The sequence below is a fragment of the Nitrosopumilus ureiphilus genome (assembly GCF_013407185.1).
Classification (GTDB): domain Archaea; phylum Thermoproteota; class Nitrososphaeria; order Nitrososphaerales; family Nitrosopumilaceae; genus Nitrosopumilus; species Nitrosopumilus ureiphilus.
In genome coordinates this window covers 1,598,100-1,621,814 of record NZ_CP026995.1, presented here as the reverse complement: position 1 = coordinate 1,621,814, position 23,715 = coordinate 1,598,100, and the positions used below count along the sequence as shown (strand labels likewise).

Sequence of the window (23,715 nt, the reverse complement as noted above, 5' to 3'; positions counted from 1 at the left end):
CTAGAACACCTTTGTCTTGCCAGATTCAGGTATTATCCCTTTATCTTTTACAATATCTTCAAACAAAGGAACTTTGATTGGCATCGCAAATGGCACAAAGATGCTAGTAATAATTGCCTCGCCCTTATCCAAGCTTGCAATGTTCTTGTCGTCTTCAGATAAATCTTGAGATGCAGAAGCTATAATTGCCTCTCTTTCTTGCTTCATCTCGTTTCCTAAAATGATTTTAGTATTCATGTTTGCAAGAATTGTTTTTGGAATGACACTACTGAGTTGTGTAATTGCAGTGAGTCCTACTTTGAATTTGCGCCCTTCTTTAGCAATTGTAGAATAGATGTTGTCATTTCTTGATGTCAATACATCCACACCAATGACGCGAGGTGCTTCTTCAATTACTATGGTAGCTACGGGCTTTCTTTCTAATTCCCCACCGGCTTTGGCGTCTTTGTATTTTTCAAGTAACTTTGATGCAATGATATTTCCAACTAGTAATTCTGCCTCATCACCTAATCGCGATGTATCCAAAACTACAACCTTTCCTTGCTCGATATCTTTTACAATACCATCTACTGTGTTCAGACCCTTTGTTGTACTATCAAATACCTCATGTCTTGAAAACACGACACCTTCTTCATCTTTTTCCAGGCTCAAAAGCAGACGTAATTTCCTCTGAACCACCATCATTGTGGCTGCTGCAAATTCGCCTCTACTCTGACTGCTGCTTTCCATTCCAGCATCTACTGCATCAGTTAGCATCAAATCCCGAATCCAATTTTTTCGAGATTTTCTAAATGCCATTCTAATTGCTTGAAATTGTGGATCTGAAAAATCAGCAATCCCTTCAAAGTGCTCAGGTCTAATTGATTGCAAATTAACTGTTAAACGATTAGCACCAACTGGTGGATTTGATGGTGTGTAATACATCAAATTATCTTTGGCTTTGGGATGGTCTTTTAATCCAATTCCACCTCGTCCAAAGTATTCATCATGTGCATCTAATACCAATGCACCAACTTTGTTTGTATCTAGTACATGCCATAGGATTGTTTTTACCAGATTTGATTTGCCTCGACCAGTAGTTGCAGGAATTAACATGTGGTGTGAAAATACATCTTCTGCTGGCAGCCAAACCTCAGCTTCTTTGATTACTTTACTTCCACTTCTAATGTATCCTACAAATATCGAATCTTTCTCCTTTTGCAAGAATTTCAAATCGTCCTTACTGATCAATCGCAATTTGTTAAAAAACGAAGGTAGTGATTTTGGAATTTTAACATCATTGTTTTCTTTGTACACTCGTGCCAATGGCTTTATTCGAGCCAAAACATAATTTACAAAATCAGGCTCGTAAAAATGTGCATCAACTACGCCTTGTTCCAAATTAACACCTGACATCATCTGCTGCATCTTGTCTTGAATCTGAGAGCCATACTGTAGTGCAAAGACTTGTAAAATCAAAAAAGAACCATTCTCTTCTGAAACCATCAAATCACCAATCTCCAAATCAGTTCCCGCCTTTTGTCGAATTACTATATCTCCAAAGCTTCCGCCAACTACTTGACCGACTACAGATAACTCGTCCATTAACTGGTCACTCCATTAAGATCATCATGTGCTCCCAGACTTGCACTGTACTTTTGCAATCTCTTCCATTCGGGATGGCGGAGCTTCTCAGATAGAATGAATCCCTGATACATTCCCAATTCATCACGCCTAACTTGGGCAAATCTGTCTGCGTCAATTGCCCCATATGGATAGCCAATCATGGCTACATCCTGGGAATTCTCAGCCAAACTACCAAGAACTGAATTTAACTCCTCATCACTCATCTTTGAGAACTGCTCTCGCAGAATCTCAAATCTAAATACAAATTTTGATTGTGGATGAAACTTTACTGCCAACATGAATCCTCTATCGTCAGCTGATACTTCTTCTGCAATTTTTACATACCATTTTCCAAATGAAACATCTTCAGAAATTTCTGCAACTCTTGCAAGTAACGGGTGACCGGACTCTGTGATTAATCTGCTAGTCTTTGCCAGACCGCAAACAATCACTCCCTTACTCTTTGCCAAGTCATACAATCTATTTGCATACTTTGACTCATTTTTAAAATGCGTCTGCAGAGAACCATCCATTACTATCATGTCATCTCTTTCTAATTCTGATTCGACTACATGAATTGCTAATTGCCATTCAGCGAACCTGCGACCCAAGGAATTCAGTCTTGCGCCTTGAAGTACTGTGGTACTTTCAGTGTTAGATGTCAAATCAGATTCGGCAGGCAAGAATTTTTTATCTTCTGTAGTGTGTGGAAATAACTTTGTATCGTAACTGACAGTTTTCTTTCCATTGATGGTTTGAATGTTTGATGTAACACTGGAGAAAAACTGAACTCGTGGATTGGCTCTAGGTTTTATTCTCTTTTTGCCCTGGAACAATGAATAGTATACTCGATTAATTGTTATCAAAAAGTTCGGTGACTCTTCTAGTGGTCCATCACCACCATCTACAAATGCAATTTTGCGAGGTGAATCAATTGGCTTTATTTCTGCAAATTCAGATGGTGCAATGAGAAACTGCTTTCCATTCCCATTGTTTAGGACAATATCTGAGTGCTCTTTTTGTGAAAGATGAGCACCAAGATCTGCAATCAAACTTTTTACTGGATCTTCAATCATGTGTATTTTCTCCCCTCTGAGTGGTATGATATTTTCCTAGAGTAATAATCTGACTGTTAGTTATCAGAGTTTCCACTTGATTTATAGAATGTGAGCGGGAAAACCCAAACCCTTTGGGGTTGGGATGAAAGCGAACACACCACAACTCAAAACAAAACACAATGGGTTCTGCTAACTTGTCGAGACCTGAATTAAATGTCAAAAAGACGATATTGTCAAAGATCTGAATATGGGTTGTTATATAATACGTCAAAAACCTTTTAAGCAATTTTGCCGTACAGATAAACGAGAATAGCATTGGAAACCGATAGAGGATTAATAAGTAATCCACCTTTTACCATACGATTTGGCGATAGACGCATAGACATCTATGATGATGAAGTTAAAGAATTGTATCAACAACTAAAGAAAAAATTTGAATATGAAGAAAAATTACAACATGAAACAAAAATTGATAAACTTATTCGTAGATCAACAACGTTAGGTTATGTAGAATATGAGGATACATTAATTCCAGTAGGATACAAACTCATTTCTATTAAAGAATCAAATCCTAAGAATGGAAAATCAATTCATTATTACCACTATTTCAAAGATTCAAGAGGAAATTTTGGATTTTTAATAAAAAATGGTATGACAAAACCATTTGCAAAGATAGGAAAGATTGAAGATCCTAATTCAATTTTATGGAAAGTGTTACACGTATTTCCTACAACTAAATCAATCCCAAAAAGTTTTTTTGTAAATAAAGGAGTAGTTAGCAACAATCAAAGAATTAAAGCTATCATAGATGTATTGTTGTTGGAAGGTTATCTAAGAGAAAAAAGAAAACCAAATTCAAAAATTATCCATTATCTTGTAACACAAAAAGTAAATGAGTTGGAGTTTGAGAATAGCATTGAACCGTTAAAAGTTCAAAACTCTCCAACTCGTACAAGATAATGGGGATGTAGGCTAACTGGTAAACCAGCTCCTTCAGACGGTGCAATATCGGGTTCAAGTCCCGACATCTCCACCCACTACTTGTATATTCTATACACACAACATTCACTTAAAAAAGCAACTTCGGCATGACGACATGGTACGGTACCATGACGTAACTAGCTACCTGTGACCACTATACGCTTGCCTTGAATAACAAACTTGATTCCTTCAGGCTCTCCCAGTAATTCCAGTATGGGTTTGGGTATCCTGCACGTCATGCTGTTAGTTCCGTCAAACGACAGTTTTACTGGAAATTCTGTCTCATCTTTTTTCCATCTTGTCAATAGACTAACTGTTTGATTCATGTATAAAAATCATACGTACGTATAATAATTAAATATAAATATACGTACGTATAATATAATATATGAATTTGAGAGAACAAAGAGCAAAACAAATGATGGAATCAACAGGTTATGCAACACAGTTTGAATCAACCAAATTCAAGGTTCGTTCACAGACAAATCCAGAGAAATTCTATATCGTATCACGAACTGGAAACGGTCTAATCTGTGAGTGTATGGATCACATCACAAGAAAAGCAGATTGTAAGCACATCAAGATTACATTGGAACTAATCATGAAAAACAAGTGTTATAGAAACAACATCTTTAGAATCATGGAACGCTCAGCACTTAACCTTTGCAAGTATTGTGACTCTGGCAGAATAACCAAAAAGGGAACTAGAAAGAACAAGAATGGAAACGTGCAGATTTTCAAGTGTCTTGACTGTAAAAAGAAATTCTCAACAAACTATGGATTTGAGAAAACAAGGTTTGATGTAAATACGATTACAGGTGCGTTACAAATGTACTATTCTGGAATGTCCACACGTGACATTTCAAACCATTATGAGATGATGGGAATTGAGGTATCATGTGTTACAATATACGAATGGATTTGCAAATACTCTACAATGGTTTCAAAGTATCTCAATGAGATAGTTCCTAGAACTGGAAATTGGGTAAGGGCAGATGAGGTTTGGATTAAAGTGAATGGAGAACAAAAATATCTTTTTGCTTCAATGGATGATGATACTAGATATTGGTTGGCTTCTGACATGGCAGACACCAAATTTCAGCACAATGCAGACAATTTACTAAAACTCACTAAAGAAGCAATAGGAAAAAATCCCACTCAGTTCATTACAGATGGACTCCCAGCATATAAAAAATCATCAAAGAGAATATTTGGAAAAAAGACACAACATACTAGACATATCCACATTCAAGGTGATATGAACAATAACAAGATGGAGAGATTAAACGGTGAAATTAGAGACAGAGAAAAGGTATTCAGGGGTCTAAAAAAAATAGACACTCCTATTCTTGACGGAATGAAAGCATACTACAATTTTACAAAAAAGCATGGTGCATTAAAGGGAAAGACCCCATCAGAGGAAGCATTGATAAAAGTTGATGGCAAGAATAGATGGAAGACAATAATCCAAAACGCTAGCCTACACAAGGCAAATTCCAACTAGGTATGAAATTCAATCTAGAGAAGATCCGTATTTCAGGTCTCGACAAGTTAGCAGAACCACACAATGAAATATTCAAATACAATATGCGTGTAAGAAAACCAATGACATATGGTACCGTAGGAACTGTGGGAACCATCAAAATACAAACGCCTGAATCTGAAAAGATAGAGACCCCGACACAGGGTTGGGATAGCCACAACCACAAACGTCTGCGAAAGCAACTTTGAGGCTCGATGAAGCAGGAAGAAGAGCCACGATGCTTTAGCGAGTGGTAGTTCACAGCTCAAATGAAACTAGTATACTGCAGATACTGTCCAGCCTCAAAATCTCCTATCTGTATAATTTTCAGGTCCAATCCATTGTCTTCGTCGACTAGTATCTTCTCAGTGAATCTTGAATACCTCTGAATCGTCTTCTTTATCCAATTTTTCCTTTCAAAATAATCTTCTCATCAGTTCCCGAAGGTGTACTTCTGTCTATGTATCTGATTTCATATTTGTCTCCAATGTGAATAACTTTGCCGTCTAATTCTCTTGGAATCTTAATCTTTACTTCAAACGTGCTTGTATTGGGACCTGTCTCAATTAATGAACTGGAATTTGCATCAAATTTAGGGTTTGCAAGTGTTGTTCTAATGCCGCCGTCACCTCTGTATTCAAAAGAACTCAGTGGAATTTTGTCTTCATCTTTGGAGTCCCTATTTGCATCAGGCTCGTAAATTCTTAATGTAAATTCGTGACCAATCCTGGAACCGCCACCAAAAGTTTCAACTTTGGCAAATGTAGATGTTAATGGAACTGATTTTACTAGAATTCTTCGCTCTCCGGCAAAATCCGATTCATCCAAGTATTTTATGAGAACAATATCCTCTTGACTTAATGGTTTTCCATTGATTGTTTCTGGCAACTCCAATCTGACATAAAATTCACCCGTGTTGGGTCCTGTCTCAATCATTTTTTGAGGACCGTTAATTTCAATTCCGTTAATTGTAAATTCAAACAATCCTTGTGTTGATATTACTTCAACACCATTGTGTGCCACATTCAAATCTTGATCCTTTATGTAGAAGTTTACAATTGACATGCTTGATGCAGGAACTGTATCAATTTCTTCTTCTGAGGCAGAAACTGATTTGAACTCTTTTTCCAAATCTGTAAACTTTATTGGAATGATTAACATTCCTATTTTTTGCATCTTATCTGCAGTATCTGGTCTTACACATGCTGCAAACCCATTTGTTCTGATTACTAGTTCTAATCCTGATTTGCAAATGACATCTTGAGCTAGAGTACCTTGCTCCATTTGTTTTCTAGGTGATTCCAAGTCGCCATATGATGGTTGAATTACTAGGAGAAAAAGACTGCAAATTATTGTAATTTGGGAAAAATTCATCATAAATTTTTGAATTTCTTTACATAAATAATTTGGTGATAAATCATACTTGAATTCAAATTAGAAAATCAAAATTGAGAATTTACTCTTTTGTTATATGCGTTAGAATTATACTGTTATTGCTTGATTCGTTATGTTTTTGTATTTCTTTTGCTTTTGATAATACCTTCATCCAGTCATGCCTTTGCTGAGCACATATTCAATTCTGATGCATATGCTCAGTACCTTGACATCTCTCAATTAGAATCTGAAAAAGTCACTTTTGAGTATGATGAAAAATCCTACGATGTTTACTATGGGTATCATGGAAGCTTTGATGCTATGGGTTCTGATGATCCCATTCCAGTACTGTCTTCTATGAAAATCAATGAAGAGAGAAAATCAATTGAAATTATTATGGATGATGTTCCTGAAAAGACTGATTTCTGGGTAAGAGCTCCCACTGATGTAATTTCTGCTAAAGGTGAAAAATTTACAGTTTTAGTTGATGGCGTTGATACTAGATATGATTTGATGAAATTTCCTAATGATTATGTGGTTGGTTTTATTATTTCAGAAGACACTAAAAATATTGAAATCATTGGAACCCGTGTCATTCCAGAATTTGAAGGATTGTCAATTTTGATTCTTGGAATTCCTATAATGGCAATAATTTACGTAGCACAAAAGAACCCTCTTGTAAGAGATTGGACTAGAATTAATTAAGTGACCTTTTCTAATAAATTCACTTGAAAAAAATTGGTTTGTTGGGTTGTGGTGCAATAGGTACTCAGATTGCACTTGCAATTGATTCAGGAAAGATACCTGGCATGCTTACCCATGTTTATGACGTATCAAAAGAAACCGCAATTGAGCTTGTCTCAAAATTAAACTCAAAACCTGAAATAGTTGAAAACTCGCATCTCTTGTCGTCTCATAGCGTCAACATCATAGTCGAAGCTGCATCTCAAGATGCTGTTAAAGACGTTGGACTAAGTGTATTGCAGAATAAACGTGATTTGATGATAATGAGTGTTGGTGCATTATTAGATGAATCAATCTATGCTATTTTATCAGATGCCTGCAACCATTTCAAAAAAACTATCTATCTTCCTTCTGGTGCAATTGCCGGTTTGGATGGAATTAAATCTGTCAAAGATGAATTAGAGTCTGTATCTATTACAACAACAAAACATCCACATTCCCTAAAGGGTGCAAAGTTTTTTGAAACTTCTCAAATTGATTTGGATGCTATTTGTTCTCCTACAACAATCTTTGAAGGAACTGCAAAACAAGCAGTTTCTTTATTTCCTGCAAACATCAATGTTGCAGCCCTTCTTTCATTATCTGGAATAGGAAGTGAAAAAACAATTGTGAAAATTATCGCTGATCCTGATACTGACAAAAACACCCATCACATTGAGGCTGAAGGAAAATTTGGAAAGATGAACTTTACAATTGAGAATTTTCCTGATTCTAATAATCCTAAAACAAGCAGATTGGCAATTTTGTCTGCAATTGAAACTCTAAGAAAATACTGTTCTGATGATATTCAGATTGGTACATAGTATAACAAAATCATATTTGCTGATTTCAATTGAATATCAACCGTTTGTAATTATTTCATACTGTTACGTAATGCTTCATTTAAAACCCTGGAGAAACTCACTGACTCTGAGGACTCTTTGATCTTCTTTGCTTGTTTTTCACGAAGTTTTTTTACAATGCCATCATCTATTATTACTGTAATTCGCTTTCCCATAATTGGTTAATTTTCTACCTTTGTTTATATCATGAGGTAGTAATCTGAAAAGGGGAAATTCTTGCCACATTAGCTATCTTTTTAGAGAATTCTGGACTACTTCCCATTCTTTAAATCCTCACAAACGCAAAATTTTGTGGTCTATGTTAGTTCAACAGTCATCCCAGCTTAAAGAAGAGATTCTAAAACTCAAGAAGGAAAAAGACGTAGTAATTTTGGCACACAATTATCAGATTCCTGATGTACAGGATATTGCTGATTTTACAGGTGACTCTTTAGGTCTTTCAAGGCAAGCTGCTACTGTAGACCAAAAGACAATTTTGTTTTGTGGTGTAAACTTTATGGCTGAAACTGCTGCCATTATTAGTCCTGACAAAAAAGTACTACTTCCTGATTTAGAGGCTGGATGCTCATTGTCTGATTCAATCACTGTTGAAGAATTGCGTAATTGGAAAAAACAACATCCTAATGCAATTGCAGTAGGTTATGTTAATACCACTGCAGAAATTAAAGCCGAACTTGATTATTGTTGTACTTCATCAAATGCAGTTAATGTTGTAAAGGCAATACCTGAAGAAAAAGAAATATTATTTTTGCCTGATATGTTCCTTGGTTCTTATGTTGCAAAAATGACTGGAAGAAAAAACATGCATATCTGGGCAGGAGAATGCCATGTCCATGCAGGAATTACTCCTGAAGATGTAACTGAAAAATTAAATTCTATGAAAGATGCAGAATTTGTTATTCATCCAGAATGCAGTTGTACGACTCCTATGATGTATGATGTTGCAGATGGAAGTTATGATGGCAAAAAAGTTTCAATTCTTTCCACAGAGGGAATGCTAAATCATGTCCATCAATCACAATCAAAAAACTTTGTTGTTGCAACAGAGACTGGTATCTTGTATAAAATGAGGCAGCAAAATCCTGGAAAAACATTCATCCCTGCATCAGAGAAAGCTGAATGCCAATACATGAAGATGATTACCCTTGAAAAAGTATATGATGCGCTGGTAAATGAAAAAAATGTTGTCACCGTTCCAAAAGAGATTGCCGATAAGGCGCGTTTAGCAATTAATAGAATGCTTGAAATCAGCTAAGATTGAGTGGACTATTTTGGTTGGATTATTTAGTAGAACTCCAAGAGATCCTCAAAAGAAAAAAAACATTGAAAAACTCAAAGAGATAAAAAAACTAGTTAAAGAAAAAAAATATGACGCTGCCTTAAAATCAGGTAAAGATTTTTTGCACAAAGTTCCGCATCATCATGATATTTTGTTTACTATGGGCGGAATTTACCATTTGCAAAACAAATACAAAACTGCAATATCTTATTTTGATAAAGCACTCGAAATCGCTTCTTATGATGTTGAAGTTTTATTGCTCAAAGCATACTCTCATCAGAAATTAGGTGAGAATAAAAGGGCAATTCAGTGTTGTGAAAAAATTCAAGAAATTGATCCAAAAAACAAGGCAGTACTTGTTTTACTAGAAGAATTGAATTCTTAAATTTCCAAACTCATATCAATTCCTTTGACAGAATTTGTAATACTTCCAACTGATATGATGTCTACTTTTGTTTTTCCATAACTTGCAATATTTTTAGAATTAATGCCGCCTGATGCTTCAAGTAATACTTTGCCTCGCAATTTCTCATTTCTGAGTACTTGAATTGTTTTCTTGATTTGTGCAGGTAAGAAGTTATCTAGCATGATTATTGTTGCTCCCTCTTTTGCTGCAAGAACTGCATCTGATGTATTTTCAACTTCCACTTCAAATTTTTTGTATTTTTTCTTTGCTTTTTTAATTAATGATAATAACGAGCCCTCAACTGCAATATGATTGTCTTTGATCATCACCATTTCATCCAGTCGTAGTCTGTGTTTTTTGCCTCCGCCTATCTCTACTGCCTCTTTATCAAAATATCTAAGTCCTGGAGCTGTTTTTCTAGTTGCATACAATTTTGTTTTTGTTGGGATCTTTTTTACAAGTTCATTTGTTTGAGTTGCAATTCCGCTCATTCTTGTAAGGAGATTTAATACAGTTCTCTCACATGTGAGAATTTTCCCTGCGTCCCCACTAATTGTCATTATAGTTTGATTGGGTTTTATTTTAGAGCCATCCTTTCTAACAATTTTTACATTACATCCTTTTAATTTGAAAATCTCTTTTGCATAAACTACTCCTGCTACAATTGCATTTTCTCTTGAAATTATTTTAGCTGAAATCCTTTTCTTTGGTAGAAGGACACTTGTTATATCTCCAGATCCTATGTCTTCTGTAAGAAATTGTAGTAATTGTTTTTTAGAATTAAATGACAACATTATTGTTAGAATGTTAATGTGATTTTAAAGATTTAGAAATATTCTATGTTACTTTGATTGCATACTTGCCTTTTTGAGTGATACCTAGAGTTTTTGAAATCTCTGAATTTGTTGGATCAACTACAAGTACAATTCCGCTCCAGTCCGGTGTCAAATCCGATGATTTGCAACCAGGACAAACTTTGCCTGTTGTAACAAACTTGCATTTTCGGCATGCCATCTCTCGTGCCATCTTAACTTGCCTCTACTTCAGCTTCTTTTGCAGGTTTATCTGAATCCCCTGTGGATTTTTTAATCTCTTCTGCAATCCAGGCATCTGCTCCAAGGAATGGTTGTCTACATGTGATTCCAATCTTGCCCATTGCAGCAGCTTTTCCTAATGATACGGCAGTAATTCTTGCACGAAGTGTAGAACCAACTTTTAATGTTCTACCACTTTGATTAGCTAAAATCATTCCCGACTTTACATCACTTTTAAGATAATCATCCATCACTTGTGACAAGTGAAGTAATGCATCAGTTGGACCAATTCTTACAAATGCTCCAAAGTCTGTAATATCTACAATTTCTCCTTGAACAATTTCTTGTAATTTTGGATAAAATGTTAATGCTTCAAATTGTACTCTATGGAATGTGCCGCCATCTCCTGCAATCATTTTTCCCATTTCGTCAACTTTGGCATCTAAAATCATAATGATGTATCCTAAATCTGCATTAATCATGCTCTCGTATTTCTCTTTGAGGATGTTTACAGCTGCCTTTTTGAGAGTAGTTCCAAACAGGCTAGGAGGAATCCTAACAACATCAACTAGAGTGGATATAGAAAACAATTATGTATTTTTCTTGAATTTCAATTTATGAATCTTTGGGTGATTTACTCATAATTCTCCAAATATTTTACTGATTTTTCAAAAAAATGACAATTTTTTTTGATGTCTGACTTATGTTTAAATAATGTAGACTGGCTTTTTGACGCAATGGTTGGAATAGATCAGGTTCTGGAAAAACTTGGCACTGTCATTGATCCTGATTTGAAAAAAGACATTGTATCTATGGGTATGATTAAAGACTTGGAACTAAATGATGGTAATCTCAAATTTACTTTGGAATTAACAACTCCTGCATGCCCTTTCAATGTCGAAATTGAGGATGATGTAAGAAAAGTAATTGGTGAAATTACTGAATTGAAAAATTTTGATTTGAAAGTAACTGCAAAAGTAATGGAGGGCCGTTCACTTGATGCAGACACTGGAATGGCATCTGTCAAAAACATTATCGGTGTTGCAAGTGGAAAGGGGGGTGTTGGAAAATCAACTGTTTCATTAAACTTGGCATTGGCATTATCTGAATCAGGAGCTAAAGTTGGCTTGCTGGATGCTGATATCTATGGTCCTAGCATTCCGTTAATGTTGGGAATGAAGGACGGATTCATGGAAGTAGAAGAAAACAAACTTCAGCCTGCAGACTCTCATGGATTAAAAGTAGTATCCTTTGGTTTCTTTGCAGATCAATCCAATCAGGCAGCAATTTACCGTGGTCCTATCATTTCTGGAATCTTAAAACAATTTTTAGTTGATACTAATTGGTCTGACTTGGACTATCTTATTGTAGATCTTCCTCCTGGTACTGGTGATATTCCACTAACACTTGCTCAAACAATTCCAATTACTGGAATCCTCGTTGTTACAACTCCACAAGATGTTGCAAGCAATGTTGCAGTAAAAGCTGTATCCATGTTTGAGAAGCTAAATGTTCCAATTATTGGGGTTGTTGAAAACATGAGTCACTTTATCTGTCCAAACTGCGATGAAAAACATTACATCTTTGGTGATGGTGGTGCAAAGAAAATCAGTGAACAGTTTAACATGCCTTTCTTAGGTGAGATTCCATTAAACTCTGGAATCATGGAAGGCTCTGATTTGGGAAAACCAATTATGATTACAAATCCTGATTCTCCAAGTGCAACGGCTTTTAGAAAGAGCGCAAAAAATATTGCAGCACAATGCAGTATTCTTGCAGCAAAACTACAAGATGAAATGGCATCTGAAAGTTCTGGTGAAGAATCTGCACCTGAGGCAAGTACTAGTTAGTCACGATTAATGTGAAATTACCTGATTCTTTAAGAGACCAGTTGAAAATTCCTTTAGGATTGCTTTTACCTGAAAGCCAAGCTGATAAAACAAATATTCAAAAACATCTCTCCAAGAATTCCTACATCATTACTGTTGGTGATAGAACCACTAAAAAGATGATTGAATTTGGTCTTGTTCCTTCATTACAAATTATTGATGGTCAGGAAAAAAGAGAAAAAAAAGAACCACCAAAACTGGAAAATGCTATTGAATTGACTGTTAAAAATCCTGCAGCAGAAATAACTACTCCCAGTATTGATGTGATTAAGAAGGCCTTTACTATGCAGCCTCCTGTGAGACTTTTTGTTGATGGAGAAGAAGATCTTTTAGTTCTTCCAGTTTGCATTCATGCTCCTGAAAATGCAATTGTTTTGTATGGTCAGCCAAACGAGGGACTAGTTATAGTAACAATTACTCCCGAAATTAGAAATAAAGCGCAATCACTTCTTGATTTAATGGAATAATTGGGGTGTGATGAGACGGTGGCTGTATGATTGATGATTACTCTACTAAACCTTCTGACCCTATTAATTCATATTTTTAAAGAATGAAAATACACCAAACTTCTCACAACAATTGACATTGTTTAATACATGGATGATACATAATACATGGAAAAAGTCAATGAGAAAACCAGAAAGAACCTGAAAACATCGAGAGATGAAAACAAGTCAGATCAGGAATTTCCACCACCTAAGGGAATGCATAAACAAGCAAAACCAATCACAAAAAATAAAAAAGCAAAATCACACAAGGCAATACAGTAAAGATGATAAATAGATCTTCTGGACGTTAAGATAGAATAAAATGATTACAGATACAATTTATGAGCATCTAAGAGACATACAGACTGCCAAGGTAGAGCCATTAATTTCTAAAGCAACTACAATTGATCCATCAGATACTGTTTCCAGTGTTATTAACAAAATTATAAAAGATAATGCATACGATGTTTTCTATTTTGATGGAAAATCTACACTTTCAACTAACATCAGGGCACTGTTAAATGCAAAAAATATCACACAAATGAATATAGACCCATTCCTTTATCCAATCCCCCACATATCTCCAAATGACTCTGTTCAAAAAGCTGCAGATATTCTCACACATTATAGAATTCGTGAAGTTCCCATAGTTCAAAAAAATCAGATCATCGGAGTAGTTACTGCAAAACGAATATTGGAAATCCTTTCAACTAAAGACAACAGATGGATCAAGGCAAACTTGATTTACACTCAGAACCCAATAACGATTTCTTCAGAAGAACTACTTGGAAATGCTAAAAAAATAATGACTTCAAAAAGACTGGATCATCTACCTGTGGTGAGTCAGGGAAAAATCAAACAGGTTCTCACATCTGCACATATTCTGGAGTATATTCTACCGCAAGAAAGACAGGGAAAAAAATCATTTAAAGGCAAGACAACCCATAAACTAGAATTTAAAATTGGAAATATTGGAAGTACAAGAATTCCACAATGCACACCTAATGATGACTTGAATAAAATCGTAGACTCTATGTTAAAAACAGATACTACTTGCTGTTTAGTAAATCTCTGGGAAAATCTACAAGGAATCATCACATATAGGGACGTTCTGGAGTTATTAGTATCAAAACTAGAGGCAGCAATTCCGTTATACGTTGTTGGGTTGCCAGAAGATCAAACAAATATCAATTTGATTAGTAAGAAATTTGAGAACACTCTCAAAAAAGTACAAAAAGTATATTCTGAAATACACGAGGCCAGGGTTTCAATTAAACAACAAAGAACTGGAGATAAAAAAGAAGGAAAGTATGAAGTGACTATAATAGTTACAACTTCTCATCATGCCCCACTAATTTTCAGTTCAGTTGGATTTGATCTCAGTGAGGTTTTGGATGAATTAGGACAAAAACTACTAAGGTCTCTATCCAAACATACCAACAGATATGATAACAAGCGTTCTAGAAAAAGCATTAGAAAAATGAGACATCCTATATTCTAGTTTTAAAACGAAGTGGTTTTTCTATCATTGAAAATTTCAAGTATGACCTGATCAATAATCTTAAAAATAATTTGTATGGTAACTACAAACATCTAACAATGTGTAAAGATGTCCAAACTATATAGGGATTCGATGTAAAGTATTATTGTCGAGATTAATTTTCATTGGGAACGAAATACGGATATTTTTGAAAAGGTACTTGCATATGAAAAAACTCGTAAAAAATCAACCAGATATAATCACACAAACAATGATTGTATTATTTTATCACAGTTACCGGTGTCTTTGTAGTTTGAACAAGATAGTTAGAAACACTTCCTAAAAAGAGACGCTTCAGAGTACTCTTACCCTTTGCACCAATCACAATCATATCATGTTTGTATTTACGTGCAAATTGCTCAATATCATATGGAGGATCAGAACCATAAATCAATTTGGTTGTGGATTGAATGTTTTCATTGATACACCTGTCTTCTGCATCTTTGATGAATTTATGAGCTTTTTTTGCCAGTGATCTTTTTACTTTATCTAAAGGGTGACCAACTACATGTATTGGTGGAAGCATGGCAACATGAAGCAACGTGATAGATGAATCTGTTTTTCTTGCAAGTTCTATTGCTTTTTCTAATCCTCTAACAGAATTAGGAGAGCCATCAATAGGAACAAGAATTTTACCCATGTAAACAAAATACTTGTTCTAGAATTTATACTAGTAATGCAATTTTCAATTTAGAATATCTTACAAATACTAGTGAACTTAATGTTGGTCATGTATTTTGTACAAAATAAGTTTTAGTTAAAAAATAAAAAAAGGGTTACTTTGGTATAGATTCCAGAGTTACCGTGTATGATATGGTAAATGGTTTCTTGTTCATGCTATGAAATGCAATCCCATTTCCAGAAAATTCCCATGTACCACTAGTCTTATCTGCTTTGATGAATGTAAATCCATACTTTGTTTTTCCATCCATAGTCCATGTTGGTTGACCTTTGTTATCTCCAGGACCTAGCGGGCCTGTTAAAGATACAAACTGTACTGGCTCTGATGCAACAAATGTTACTCTACCACGGTAAAACTCATCACTTGGTGGTAAAATCATTGCAATGTTGTGTCCTTCATGTCCTAAAGCGGGACTGCTCATAGATGTCATGCTTTCAGAGTATATTTTCTTTGAAGGAATCATTTCCTTGTATGTTACAGAATATGTCACTGTGAATGGTTCAGAATTCATAGAATGAATTGCCAAAGCTTTCCCACTAAATGTCCATATCCCAGAATCTGATTTTTGATCAACTAGAGTCAAGCCATACTTTGTCATTCCATCAAGTGTCCAAAACAGTTGTCCCTTGTCTTCACCTTTCTTAAGAGGACCATGCAAAGAAACTAACTGAACATTTTCTGATGCAGAATATGTCAGATGACCTTTGTAGATTGTCTTTCCAGGTGGAAGGAGTATTGCTAATTGGTGCATTTCATGTCCCTTTCCAGGATCTGTATCGGATGTAATAGTTCTAGAAATTGTCTTCCAAACAGGTTCTTGAAGACGTTTTTCAGCATATTCTTTGGCTTCTTCCTCATGAGATTCTGTTGGATCTTTCTGAATTTCAGATTTTGCAGCTTCGGCTTTGATTTTTTCCTGAGCCTTTTTTTCAGATTTTATCTCCTCTTTCTTTTTTGTTTCTGTTTTTGATTCTTTTTGAACTTCAGAGCAAAGTCTGTCTCCACAAACTTTGTCAGAACCGGTAACTGAGTTTGGTGTTCCTTTGCTTTTCACTGCAAACGAAGTATCAACCAAATTTGATGTCACAGTTACACTTAGCAAAAGAATTGCCATCAAAGATAATACTTGAATAATTTTTGTCATTGTGGTAATTTTTCAATAATTCTATTAAAAGTAATAATGTCATTGTCGATTTTGGAATTGATATGTATGGAATTCTAAGTATTTCTGAATTTCAAACAACAAATGAACATCATATGTTGGATACAAATTACATAAATCTGTACATTATTTTTCTCTATTGGATTACACATGTTCTAATTTTAAACATTAACAAATAATCATTTTCAGGTTTTTCTGATCTATTTTACCCCATATCCATTCCAGGCATTCCTCCTGGTGTGGGCATTGCAGATCCTCTTGATGATGCAACTATATTATCAATTCGTAGAATCATGTTTGCCGTCTCTGTAGCTGATTTTATTATCTGTTCTTTAACCTTGACAGGTTCCATTATTCCCAATTTCTCAAAATCTGCAACTGTTCCATTAATTACATCTACACCCGTATATTTTTCACCCTTACTTTGTTTCGATCTTAGCTGTGTGATTGTATCAATGGGATTCATTCCAGCATTTCTTGCAAGTGCAAGCGGAATTGACTCCATGGCATCAGCAAACTTTTCAACTGCAAGTTGATCCCTTCCAGAAAGAGACTTTGACCAGTCTCTGAGTTTTAGTGCAATAAATGCCTCAGGAGCGCCACCACCATAAACTATCTTTGGCTTTTCAATTACATCCTTTACAACCATTAACGCGTCATGTAATGATCTATCTGCTTCGTCAATCACTCTTTGAGTACCACCTCTTAACAATATGCTGATGGCTTTAGGATTCTTGCACCCTTCAATAAACACCCAATTGTCCTCCTCTACTCTTTTTTCCTCTACGTTTTCTGCCAAACCAAGATCTCCCTCATTAAGATCATCTACTCTCCCCACTATTCTACCACCAGTAGCTTTTGCAAGTTTTGTCATGTCGCTTTCTTTGATTCTTCTGACTGCAAGTATTCCATCCTTGCTTAGATAATGTTGAATGACATCATCTATCCCCTTTTGACACAAAACAACGTTGGCACCTGTAGATTTTATCTTGTTTACCATATCTTTGAGCATCTGGTTTTCTTCTTCCATGAATGACTTTATCTGATTGGGGTTGGAGATGTTTAACTTTGCTTCAAACTCTGTCTTTTTAATTTCAAGTGCCTCACTTATCAAAGCAATTTTTGCATTTTCAATTTTTCGTGGCATACCACTATGGACTATTTCCTTGTCAAGAATTATGCCGCTTACCAACTCACTGTCAGAAATTGAGCCACCTGTCTTTTTTTCTATTTTTATGTTGTCAAGATTTACTTTGAATATGTCATTTTTTTCTTCAATTACTTTCAGTGTGGCATCAACTACCAATTTAGCAAGATCAGTTGCTTCAATTGATACAAGTTTTGTCTGCATTGAGGTATTTGCAATTTTTTCAAGGATCCTCCTATCTTTTGGTTCAATGTTTATTGTGATTTCAGTTAAAAATTCCATTGCCTTTTTTGAGGCTTTTTTGTAACCCTCAGCAATTATTACAGGATGAATTTCATCATCAATTAGTGATTCTGCTTTTTCAAGTAAAGCCCCTGCTAGAACAACAGCAGATGTTGTACCATCTCCTACCTCACTATCAGTAGCTTTGGCTACTTCTACCATCATCTTCGCGGCAGGATGTTGTACATCAATCTCTTTTAGGATTGTTGCACCGTCATTTGTAATTGTAATGTCTCCAAGTGAATCTACAAGCATCTTATCCATTCCTCTTGGACCAAGACTTGTTTGGATTATTTCGGCAATTAATTTTGCTGCCCTAATGTTGTTTCTTTGGGCATCGCGACCACGTGATTGCCTTGTTCCTTCTTTAAGTAAAATTATAGGAACACCTTCGGGAGTTGTTCCAACCTGAGACATGATATACCAGTTTATTTTAGTATATTTATGATCATGATATGATTTTCATTTCTAAAACAAAAAGAACATAATTTCAAAATTAAAAATTTAATTATATTATGTTCCAATACGGTTTAAATAATTACAAAGTTTGGGATAAAAATTATTTTTTCTGAATTTTTTGTAACATCGATTTTCTCACCAGAATTGGAATGTGATAATAAGTTGCCAACGCTATCGAATCAGATGCCCTAAAATTTCTAAATATCATGTCTTTTTTCCCAGTAAAATACAGATTTGCTCAACTAATCTGTATATTGTTGGGGGATCATCACGTTTTCCTTCTACAAAACCAGAAATCATTCCTGCAACTTCAGATGAAAAACCAGACATCATAAATTCAACTTTTTCGTCTTTGAGCAACACTGCACCTGTATGTGAATCAACAATTCCAATTTGATCTAGATTATGAGACAGTTAAGGTGTATCTATTTCATTGATTTTCATGGGCATTCTTTCATCACTTTTACTATTTTTTCCTCTTCTTCAATCATTACTTGCTCGAACTCAACTCTCAGTTTATCACACTTTGTTTGTTTTTCATTTTCATCCATTTTGGAGAATCTGATATTTCTAATTTCTTCAACTATAGCAGAAATTTTTTCATTTGTTTCATACATTATCTCATCAATTTGTTTTTGTGTTAGAGTATCCATATTATCAAACAATCATCTTTGTAGTTAAACAAGCTCAAAGTTATCACATATGAAAATGTGAGTGTTATTCTTAACACATGTTATAAAATAGCAAGCACGAATAGAATTAATTGACTGGGCGAGTTTTTTTTGCCAAAGTGATTTTCCCAGTATCTGGTAACTCACAAACAATCACTAGCATGAAAATATACTATCTTTGTATATAAAAAATAAAAAGGTTAGAATTTGTTGTTTTTCACATCTGCTACAACTAATTCCTTTAGCATTACTGCATGTTTTTGTCTATCTGATTTTATTGTATTCCAAACTTTTTCAGCTTCAGAATCTCCGGCTTTCTTGGCATCTTCAACATATCTATCAACATGTGATAGGAATTCCAATGTTTTTGTAATCTGATGTACACTGTTGTAACAGTTATCATTCAAACATAGTTCTGTCATTGTGTTGTGTTAAAAAAAATCAAATTTTAAACCAATGCACGATTATCAGTTTTGGTTAATGAAAGATTTACTTAAACAAAAAATATTACAAATAGAACCAAATCATTCTTCATAATTCCAACATATTGAATTGCTTCATGAAAGTGTAGCAAATCAGAACCTATGTCTTCAATACTTCTCATTTACAAACTACACCGGTAGATGAATTATAATGATTTATGAAATTGTCAATTTTGGAAATTAAAAACTAAGTCATACCACATGATGCTTGCCTGAAATCAATTCATTGCAAAACTCATTAATCGTTTGAAGATTTCTATCGACTATTTCATTTATCTGATTTTTTTCTATGTTGTCTAGTTCTTTTCTAGAGATGGGTTGAACGACTACTGCCTGAGGCTCATTTACAGGCTTCCCAATCACATTATACATCCAAACAAACACTTCCTCTAAACTAGAAACGTTATGATGGATTTCATTTGCAATTTTAAATGAAAGAGCATTGTATATTTTTCCAATGTGACTTACAGGATTCTTTCCTGCAGTAGCTTCTGCACCAGCAGGCCTGCTTGGAGAAATTACACGGCTAGCCATATTTCCCCTCCCGACCTGACCAGAATCTGCACTGTCTGCAGAAGTACCTAGAACTGTCATATACAGACCAGAGATTCCCTTATTTTTAGAATCCAAACAATTCATGCTAGAAGTGATCTTCATACTGTGTGTTTTGTAAAGAAATTCATTAATTTCTTTAAGCATTTCATCTTTTCTTTGAAAGTATTGAGTCTCAGTTGAGATGAATCTATCCACAAAAGCCATTGCAATGGTAAGATCAACATGATCAGAATTCCTGAATCCCAACACCTTGACATCTTCTCCAGATTCTGGAAACATTTCTTTGAATTCTTTAGAGTTTATGTATTGTTCTGTGTCAAGTACAATTGATTCTGTTTCGGTGAAAGGGGCATAACCTACAAGTACTGATGTGTCATTTGATACAAAAGAACCAGGATTTTCAAAAATGGAGCGCAACTCTTTTGATGCAACACCAATTTCCACCTGATATTCAACATGTTCATCATTTACAAATCTTAAATTTTTTTCAAACCATTCCTTTGCGGTTTGTATGGCAAAATCCCCAATCGGAAGTTTTTTCTCCCCTACATCAAAAGTTGCACGATCCCCCAAAATCATCTTCATGGGTTTTGAGATTATGCCACCTCCAAAGTTGTTTTCACTTTGTCCTGCCACCAACAATGCTTTGTCCATGTTATGATGTTGAACTATACCTGTCTCTTTGAGATATAGTTTTGATAAATCTATTGATATTTGATTCATGATTAGATCACAAATCGTATCTGGATGTCCAAGTCCTTTTCTTTCTACGATTTCAAACTTTTTTTTGAATGTAGGAATGTTTTGTAAAGATTCGATGAATACTCTGTCGGACATTGAAAAACATTACAAACATGATCTTAAGTTGTATTTTATGATTTCCATGATTGATATTCATCTTGAGATTATTTATCAAAGGATTAGAATTTTTTAGTAATGGCAAAAACATTTACAAATATTCTTGTACCTTTTGACAATTCTGAAAATTCAAAGCGGGCATTAAGTAACGCAGTTGCATTGGCAAAACTGTCAAGGGGGACATTGACTGTGGTTCATGTAATTTCATATCACAATGCAATGGCCAAAATTATCCAACCCTACAAAGGAAAAATGATTAGCCACGTAAAAAAATTCCTAAAAGACGCAAAACATTCTGCATTTAAAGAAGGGCTACTTGCTAGTCAGAAGATACTATATGGTAATCCGTCTGAGGAAATTTTGAAACTGTTAAAAAAGGAAAAATTTGACATGATTGTTATGGGACGTAGAGGGACAACCAAGATAACAGGTCCATCACTGGGTAGTGTATCTAATGCCCTTGTGCAGAACTCCAAAGTTCCTGTTCTCATAATTAACTAGCACATAATTTTTGAGTCATATGGAAATATCTTTGAGTGAACTACCACTCGCTAAAGCATCGTGGCTTCTTCCTGCTTCATCGAGCCTCAAAGTTGCTTTCGCAGACGTTTGTGGTTGTGGCTCTCCCAACCCTGTGTCGGGGTCTATCTTTTCAGATTCAGGCGTTTGTATTTTGATGGTTCCCACAGTTCCTGCGGTACCATATGTCATTGGTTTTCTTACACGCATATTGTATTTGAATATTTCATTGTGTTTTGTTTTGAGTTGTGGTGTGTTCGCTTTCATCCCAACCCTAAAGGGTTTGGGTTTTCCCGCTCACATTCTATAAAATTATTGCACATAGACATGAAAATTATGACAAAAATTGTTGTCTCCAAATTGTTTTAAAAGTTATTTTTGAATAAATGTCAAGAACATAGCATTAAGGAATAGATAACAGTCTTCCAGACATAGAATAACCCAAAGATCAAACACTGATCTGATTGCTCAAATCATTTTCTTTCTAGTTGGCTATTATCCGTATTGTACTACGTGAAAATAGCATAAAGGAATGATCTAGATTGTCATATCTGATACTAGGATCAGAAATTGAAATTTTTACAATTATGTTGAGAAAGATTACAAATTCTTATCCAATTACCAACAATGATATTTTACATCCTCTTCTTTATTGAACTTGATCCTAACTTATTTTGAGAAAATGGAGGTGATTAGTTGGTAGTTAAATTGATAGAACTCATTGGAACATCATCCAAAAGTTGGGAAGATTCCGTAGAATCAGCCATTAGTAAAGCCGGCGAGAGCTTGAAAAACATTCATGCAGTAGACGTACTTAGTTTTAAGGCAAAAGTCGAAAATGGAAAGATTTCGGAGTATCGTACAAATGTAAAAATTGCTTTTGTTATTGAATAGCAATAATCATTTTATTTCTTATGTGTGAATAACTAAAAAAACATTTCTCAATTTTTGAAGATTAATTCTATTGCATACCTCTAATTGCTTTAATGCTATTTTTTTGTTTGAACTTATCCAATATTTTCTATATCAATTAAAGTAACAGGGCAAGTAACATTTTCGACAACTTTTCGTGAAACGCTTCCCAACGAAAGTAGTTTTTTTATTCCTTTGAGCTTTCTTCGTTTTGACATGACTATTAGATCGACTTTTTCTTTTTCCACTACATCTAAAATTATTTCAGCAGCATCCCCAATTTCCACTTTAACTTTGGTATCAATACCTTTTTCTTTACACTGTTGAGCATATTTTTCCATTTTTTGCTCCATATCTTTTCGCATTTCCTCATTTGCGTCTTCAATACTCTTTAGCAATCCTTCTCGTTCTGATGAAGATAATGCAAATGATGGCGGACATTGTATTGCTTCAACTATGTGTAAAATTATGAGTTTAGATGAATCCTTTGCAGCATATATTGCATGCTTTAATGCTTCATCTCCAGCTGAAGTTCCAGCATGAGGAACAAGTATTGTTTTGTACATAACCTGACCATCTAGTACTTTACAAATAAACTAACTGTCTTTTTTCAGATTAGAATTTTTGTAGAAACTAGTATTGTGAATGTCGAAATTAACCCTATTGCCATCATGTTGAGAACTAGACCGTGTTTTACCATTGCCTTAATTGAAATCTGTACCTTTTCATAAATTAGTGCATTTGGAGTTGCTCTCTTAAGCCAAAATCAACAATCTACAGTAACAAGTCATCATGATCATTACCTACACATACAAAAAACAACTTCCATTTGGATGAGTGTCCTCTTTCTAGTTTTTAACGAGGCATTATTAGAGAAAGTATCAGTTAACAAGGATTATCATTTAAAGTATGCCAGATAAGATAAGATTATCGCAAAGATAGTGACCCCAAATCCAATTGGACTTAACATGTATTCTAGTCATAAAAATCACTATTTTTAGTTCAGAGTGGAAAATGTTTGATTATCTTCAGATTTTTTGTCACTTGGCATACTGCTAAGCGCAGTTCATTTTAGTTTTTATAATTCTCGTTCATAAAATTTTTTGAATTCCTCAGGCAAACATTCAAGTTTCATTACGAATTTGTTTTTGGGGTCAAATGCGTTTCATTATGCCTATACAAAATACTGACATTTCAAGATAAACACAAATTCCTTGAGAAAGA

The 23,715-nt window shown here is 34.8% G+C and carries 28 protein-coding genes, 1 tRNA gene and 1 pseudogene; 14 read left to right on the top strand and 16 right to left on the bottom strand.

The features are described from left to right. Both C5F50_RS09645 and C5F50_RS09640 read right to left on the bottom strand, forming a co-directional pair. Complete coding sequence (locus C5F50_RS09645) at positions 1-1,584, bottom strand: ATP-binding protein (protein ID WP_179371142.1); 1,584 nt, start codon at positions 1,582-1,584, stop codon at positions 1-3. Beyond that, positions 1,584-2,681, bottom strand: a complete 1,098-nt coding sequence (locus C5F50_RS09640; RefSeq protein ID WP_179371141.1) for a DNA double-strand break repair nuclease NurA — start codon at positions 2,679-2,681, stop codon at positions 1,584-1,586. Before C5F50_RS09640 ends, C5F50_RS09645 begins: the two co-directional genes overlap by 1 nt. Before the next feature lie 297 nt (positions 2,682-2,978). On the opposite strand from C5F50_RS09640, the gene C5F50_RS09635 reads away from it, so the two are divergent. The 4 genes from C5F50_RS09635 (at position 2,979) to C5F50_RS09620 (ending at position 5,375) form a co-directional block, all read left to right on the top strand. Then, entirely contained in the window at positions 2,979-3,623 is a 645-nt protein-coding gene (locus C5F50_RS09635; RefSeq protein WP_179371140.1) for a hypothetical protein, read from the top strand. Position 3,624: 1 nt separating this feature from the next. Next, positions 3,625-3,696: transfer RNA gene (locus C5F50_RS09630), tRNA-Leu, on the top strand. Positions 3,697-4,032: 336 nt separating this feature from the next. Beyond that, positions 4,033-5,148, top strand: a complete 1,116-nt coding sequence (locus C5F50_RS09625) for an IS6 family transposase (RefSeq protein WP_179371139.1) — start codon at positions 4,033-4,035, stop codon at positions 5,146-5,148. A 2-nt stretch (positions 5,149-5,150) separates the two neighbouring features. Beyond that, a complete protein-coding gene (locus C5F50_RS09620) occupies positions 5,151-5,375 on the top strand; it encodes a hypothetical protein (protein ID WP_179371138.1) in 225 nt (74 codons plus the stop codon). Between the two features lie 190 nt (positions 5,376-5,565). Here C5F50_RS09620 and C5F50_RS09615 read toward each other — a convergent pair whose 3' ends face one another. After that, the gene (locus C5F50_RS09615; RefSeq protein ID WP_425340042.1) at positions 5,566-6,543 is read right to left on the bottom strand and encodes a hypothetical protein; all 978 of its coding nucleotides are present in this window, start codon (positions 6,541-6,543) and stop codon (positions 5,566-5,568) included. A 120-nt stretch (positions 6,544-6,663) separates the two neighbouring features. Here C5F50_RS09615 and C5F50_RS09610 point away from each other — a divergent pair, with 120 nt between their 5' ends. Both C5F50_RS09610 and C5F50_RS09605 read left to right on the top strand, forming a co-directional pair. After that, positions 6,664-7,245, top strand: coding sequence for a PEFG-CTERM sorting domain-containing protein (locus tag C5F50_RS09610; RefSeq protein ID WP_246282025.1), 582 nt, complete (start codon positions 6,664-6,666; stop codon positions 7,243-7,245). Positions 7,246-7,268: 23 nt separating this feature from the next. Continuing rightward, a complete protein-coding gene (locus tag C5F50_RS09605; protein WP_179371137.1) occupies positions 7,269-8,087 on the top strand; it encodes an aspartate dehydrogenase in 819 nt (272 codons plus the stop codon). Positions 8,088-8,137: 50 nt separating this feature from the next. Here C5F50_RS09605 and C5F50_RS09600 read toward each other — a convergent pair whose 3' ends face one another. Continuing rightward, positions 8,138-8,281 carry a hypothetical protein gene (locus tag C5F50_RS09600; protein WP_179371136.1) on the bottom strand — a complete coding sequence of 48 codons (144 nt, stop codon included), beginning with the start codon at positions 8,279-8,281 and terminating at the stop codon, positions 8,138-8,140. Positions 8,282-8,424: 143 nt separating this feature from the next. On the opposite strand from C5F50_RS09600, the gene nadA reads away from it, so the two are divergent. Together nadA and C5F50_RS09590 are read left to right on the top strand one after the other, a co-directional pair. After that, entirely contained in the window at positions 8,425-9,381 is a 957-nt protein-coding gene (nadA, locus tag C5F50_RS09595) for a quinolinate synthase NadA (RefSeq protein ID WP_179371135.1), read from the top strand. Next, positions 9,368-9,790, top strand: a complete 423-nt coding sequence (locus tag C5F50_RS09590) for a tetratricopeptide repeat protein (protein ID WP_246282024.1) — start codon at positions 9,368-9,370, stop codon at positions 9,788-9,790. Before nadA ends, C5F50_RS09590 begins: the two co-directional genes overlap by 14 nt. Here the strand turns inward: C5F50_RS09590 and nadC are convergent. The 3 genes from nadC to C5F50_RS09575 are packed head-to-tail and all read right to left on the bottom strand — an operon-like array spanning position 9,787 to position 11,435. Continuing rightward, positions 9,787-10,605 (bottom strand): carboxylating nicotinate-nucleotide diphosphorylase, encoded by an 819-nt coding sequence (gene nadC, locus C5F50_RS09585; protein ID WP_179371133.1) that lies wholly within the window; start codon positions 10,603-10,605, stop codon positions 9,787-9,789. The two genes, C5F50_RS09590 and nadC, sit on opposite strands and share 4 nt — an antisense overlap. A 43-nt stretch (positions 10,606-10,648) precedes the next feature. After that, entirely contained in the window at positions 10,649-10,837 is a 189-nt protein-coding gene (gene spt4 / locus C5F50_RS09580) for a transcription elongation factor subunit Spt4 (protein ID WP_109876714.1), read from the bottom strand. A gap of 1 nt (position 10,838) precedes the next feature. Continuing rightward, complete coding sequence (locus tag C5F50_RS09575; RefSeq protein ID WP_179371132.1) at positions 10,839-11,435, bottom strand: DNA-directed RNA polymerase; 597 nt, start codon at positions 11,433-11,435, stop codon at positions 10,839-10,841. A gap of 147 nt (positions 11,436-11,582) precedes the next feature. On the opposite strand from C5F50_RS09575, the gene C5F50_RS09570 reads away from it, so the two are divergent. The 4 genes from C5F50_RS09570 to C5F50_RS09555 all read left to right on the top strand — a co-directional run bounded on the left by C5F50_RS09570 (position 11,583) and on the right by C5F50_RS09555 (position 14,723). After that, a complete protein-coding gene (locus C5F50_RS09570; RefSeq protein WP_179371131.1) occupies positions 11,583-12,695 on the top strand; it encodes an Mrp/NBP35 family ATP-binding protein in 1,113 nt (370 codons plus the stop codon). Between the two features lie 41 nt (positions 12,696-12,736). After that, positions 12,737-13,201, top strand: a complete 465-nt coding sequence (locus tag C5F50_RS09565) for a GTP-dependent dephospho-CoA kinase family protein (protein WP_218843328.1) — start codon at positions 12,737-12,739, stop codon at positions 13,199-13,201. A 147-nt stretch (positions 13,202-13,348) separates the two neighbouring features. Continuing rightward, positions 13,349-13,504 (top strand): hypothetical protein, encoded by a 156-nt coding sequence (locus tag C5F50_RS09560; protein ID WP_179371129.1) that lies wholly within the window; start codon positions 13,349-13,351, stop codon positions 13,502-13,504. Between the two features lie 40 nt (positions 13,505-13,544). Further along, positions 13,545-14,723, top strand: a complete 1,179-nt coding sequence (locus tag C5F50_RS09555; RefSeq protein WP_179371128.1) for a CBS domain-containing protein — start codon at positions 13,545-13,547, stop codon at positions 14,721-14,723. Positions 14,724-14,982: 259 nt separating this feature from the next. Here the strand turns inward: C5F50_RS09555 and C5F50_RS09550 are convergent, their stop codons facing one another. The 7 genes and pseudogenes from C5F50_RS09550 to C5F50_RS09520 all read right to left on the bottom strand — a co-directional run bounded on the left by C5F50_RS09550 (position 14,983) and on the right by C5F50_RS09520 (position 21,039). Beyond that, entirely contained in the window at positions 14,983-15,402 is a 420-nt protein-coding gene (locus C5F50_RS09550; protein ID WP_179371127.1) for a universal stress protein, read from the bottom strand. Between the two features lie 136 nt (positions 15,403-15,538). Then, on the bottom strand, positions 15,539-16,588 hold the full coding sequence (locus tag C5F50_RS09545; RefSeq protein WP_179371126.1) for a hypothetical protein: 1,050 nt from the start codon (positions 16,586-16,588) through the stop codon (positions 15,539-15,541). A 223-nt stretch (positions 16,589-16,811) separates the two neighbouring features. Continuing rightward, positions 16,812-18,452 carry a thermosome subunit beta gene (gene thsB, locus C5F50_RS09540; RefSeq protein WP_179371125.1) on the bottom strand — a complete coding sequence of 547 codons (1,641 nt, stop codon included), beginning with the start codon at positions 18,450-18,452 and terminating at the stop codon, positions 16,812-16,814. Positions 18,453-18,594: 142 nt separating this feature from the next. Next, positions 18,595-18,908: pseudogene (locus C5F50_RS13410) on the bottom strand (bifunctional nuclease family protein). A gap of 26 nt (positions 18,909-18,934) precedes the next feature. Beyond that, positions 18,935-19,147 carry a hypothetical protein gene (locus C5F50_RS09530; protein WP_179371124.1) on the bottom strand — a complete coding sequence of 71 codons (213 nt, stop codon included), beginning with the start codon at positions 19,145-19,147 and terminating at the stop codon, positions 18,935-18,937. Between the two features lie 218 nt (positions 19,148-19,365). Beyond that, positions 19,366-19,587, bottom strand: coding sequence for a hypothetical protein (locus tag C5F50_RS09525; protein WP_179371123.1), 222 nt, complete (start codon positions 19,585-19,587; stop codon positions 19,366-19,368). A 252-nt stretch (positions 19,588-19,839) separates the two neighbouring features. Continuing rightward, the gene (locus tag C5F50_RS09520; RefSeq protein WP_179371122.1) at positions 19,840-21,039 is read right to left on the bottom strand and encodes a methionine adenosyltransferase; all 1,200 of its coding nucleotides are present in this window, start codon (positions 21,037-21,039) and stop codon (positions 19,840-19,842) included. A gap of 99 nt (positions 21,040-21,138) precedes the next feature. Between C5F50_RS09520 and C5F50_RS09515 the strand changes: the two genes are divergently transcribed. Further along, positions 21,139-21,561 (top strand): universal stress protein, encoded by a 423-nt coding sequence (locus tag C5F50_RS09515; protein WP_179371121.1) that lies wholly within the window; start codon positions 21,139-21,141, stop codon positions 21,559-21,561. A 15-nt stretch (positions 21,562-21,576) separates the two neighbouring features. Here the strand turns inward: C5F50_RS09515 and C5F50_RS09510 are convergent, their stop codons facing one another. Next, positions 21,577-21,846 carry a hypothetical protein gene (locus C5F50_RS09510; protein ID WP_179371120.1) on the bottom strand — a complete coding sequence of 90 codons (270 nt, stop codon included), beginning with the start codon at positions 21,844-21,846 and terminating at the stop codon, positions 21,577-21,579. A gap of 429 nt (positions 21,847-22,275) precedes the next feature. Between C5F50_RS09510 and C5F50_RS09505 the strand changes: the two genes are divergently transcribed. Then, the gene (locus C5F50_RS09505) at positions 22,276-22,473 is read left to right on the top strand and encodes a dodecin family protein (protein WP_179371119.1); all 198 of its coding nucleotides are present in this window, start codon (positions 22,276-22,278) and stop codon (positions 22,471-22,473) included. A gap of 113 nt (positions 22,474-22,586) precedes the next feature. Here the strand turns inward: C5F50_RS09505 and C5F50_RS09500 are convergent, their stop codons facing one another. Next, the gene (locus C5F50_RS09500; protein WP_179371118.1) at positions 22,587-23,057 is read right to left on the bottom strand and encodes a universal stress protein; all 471 of its coding nucleotides are present in this window, start codon (positions 23,055-23,057) and stop codon (positions 22,587-22,589) included. Positions 23,058-23,715 lie beyond the last annotated feature (658 nt).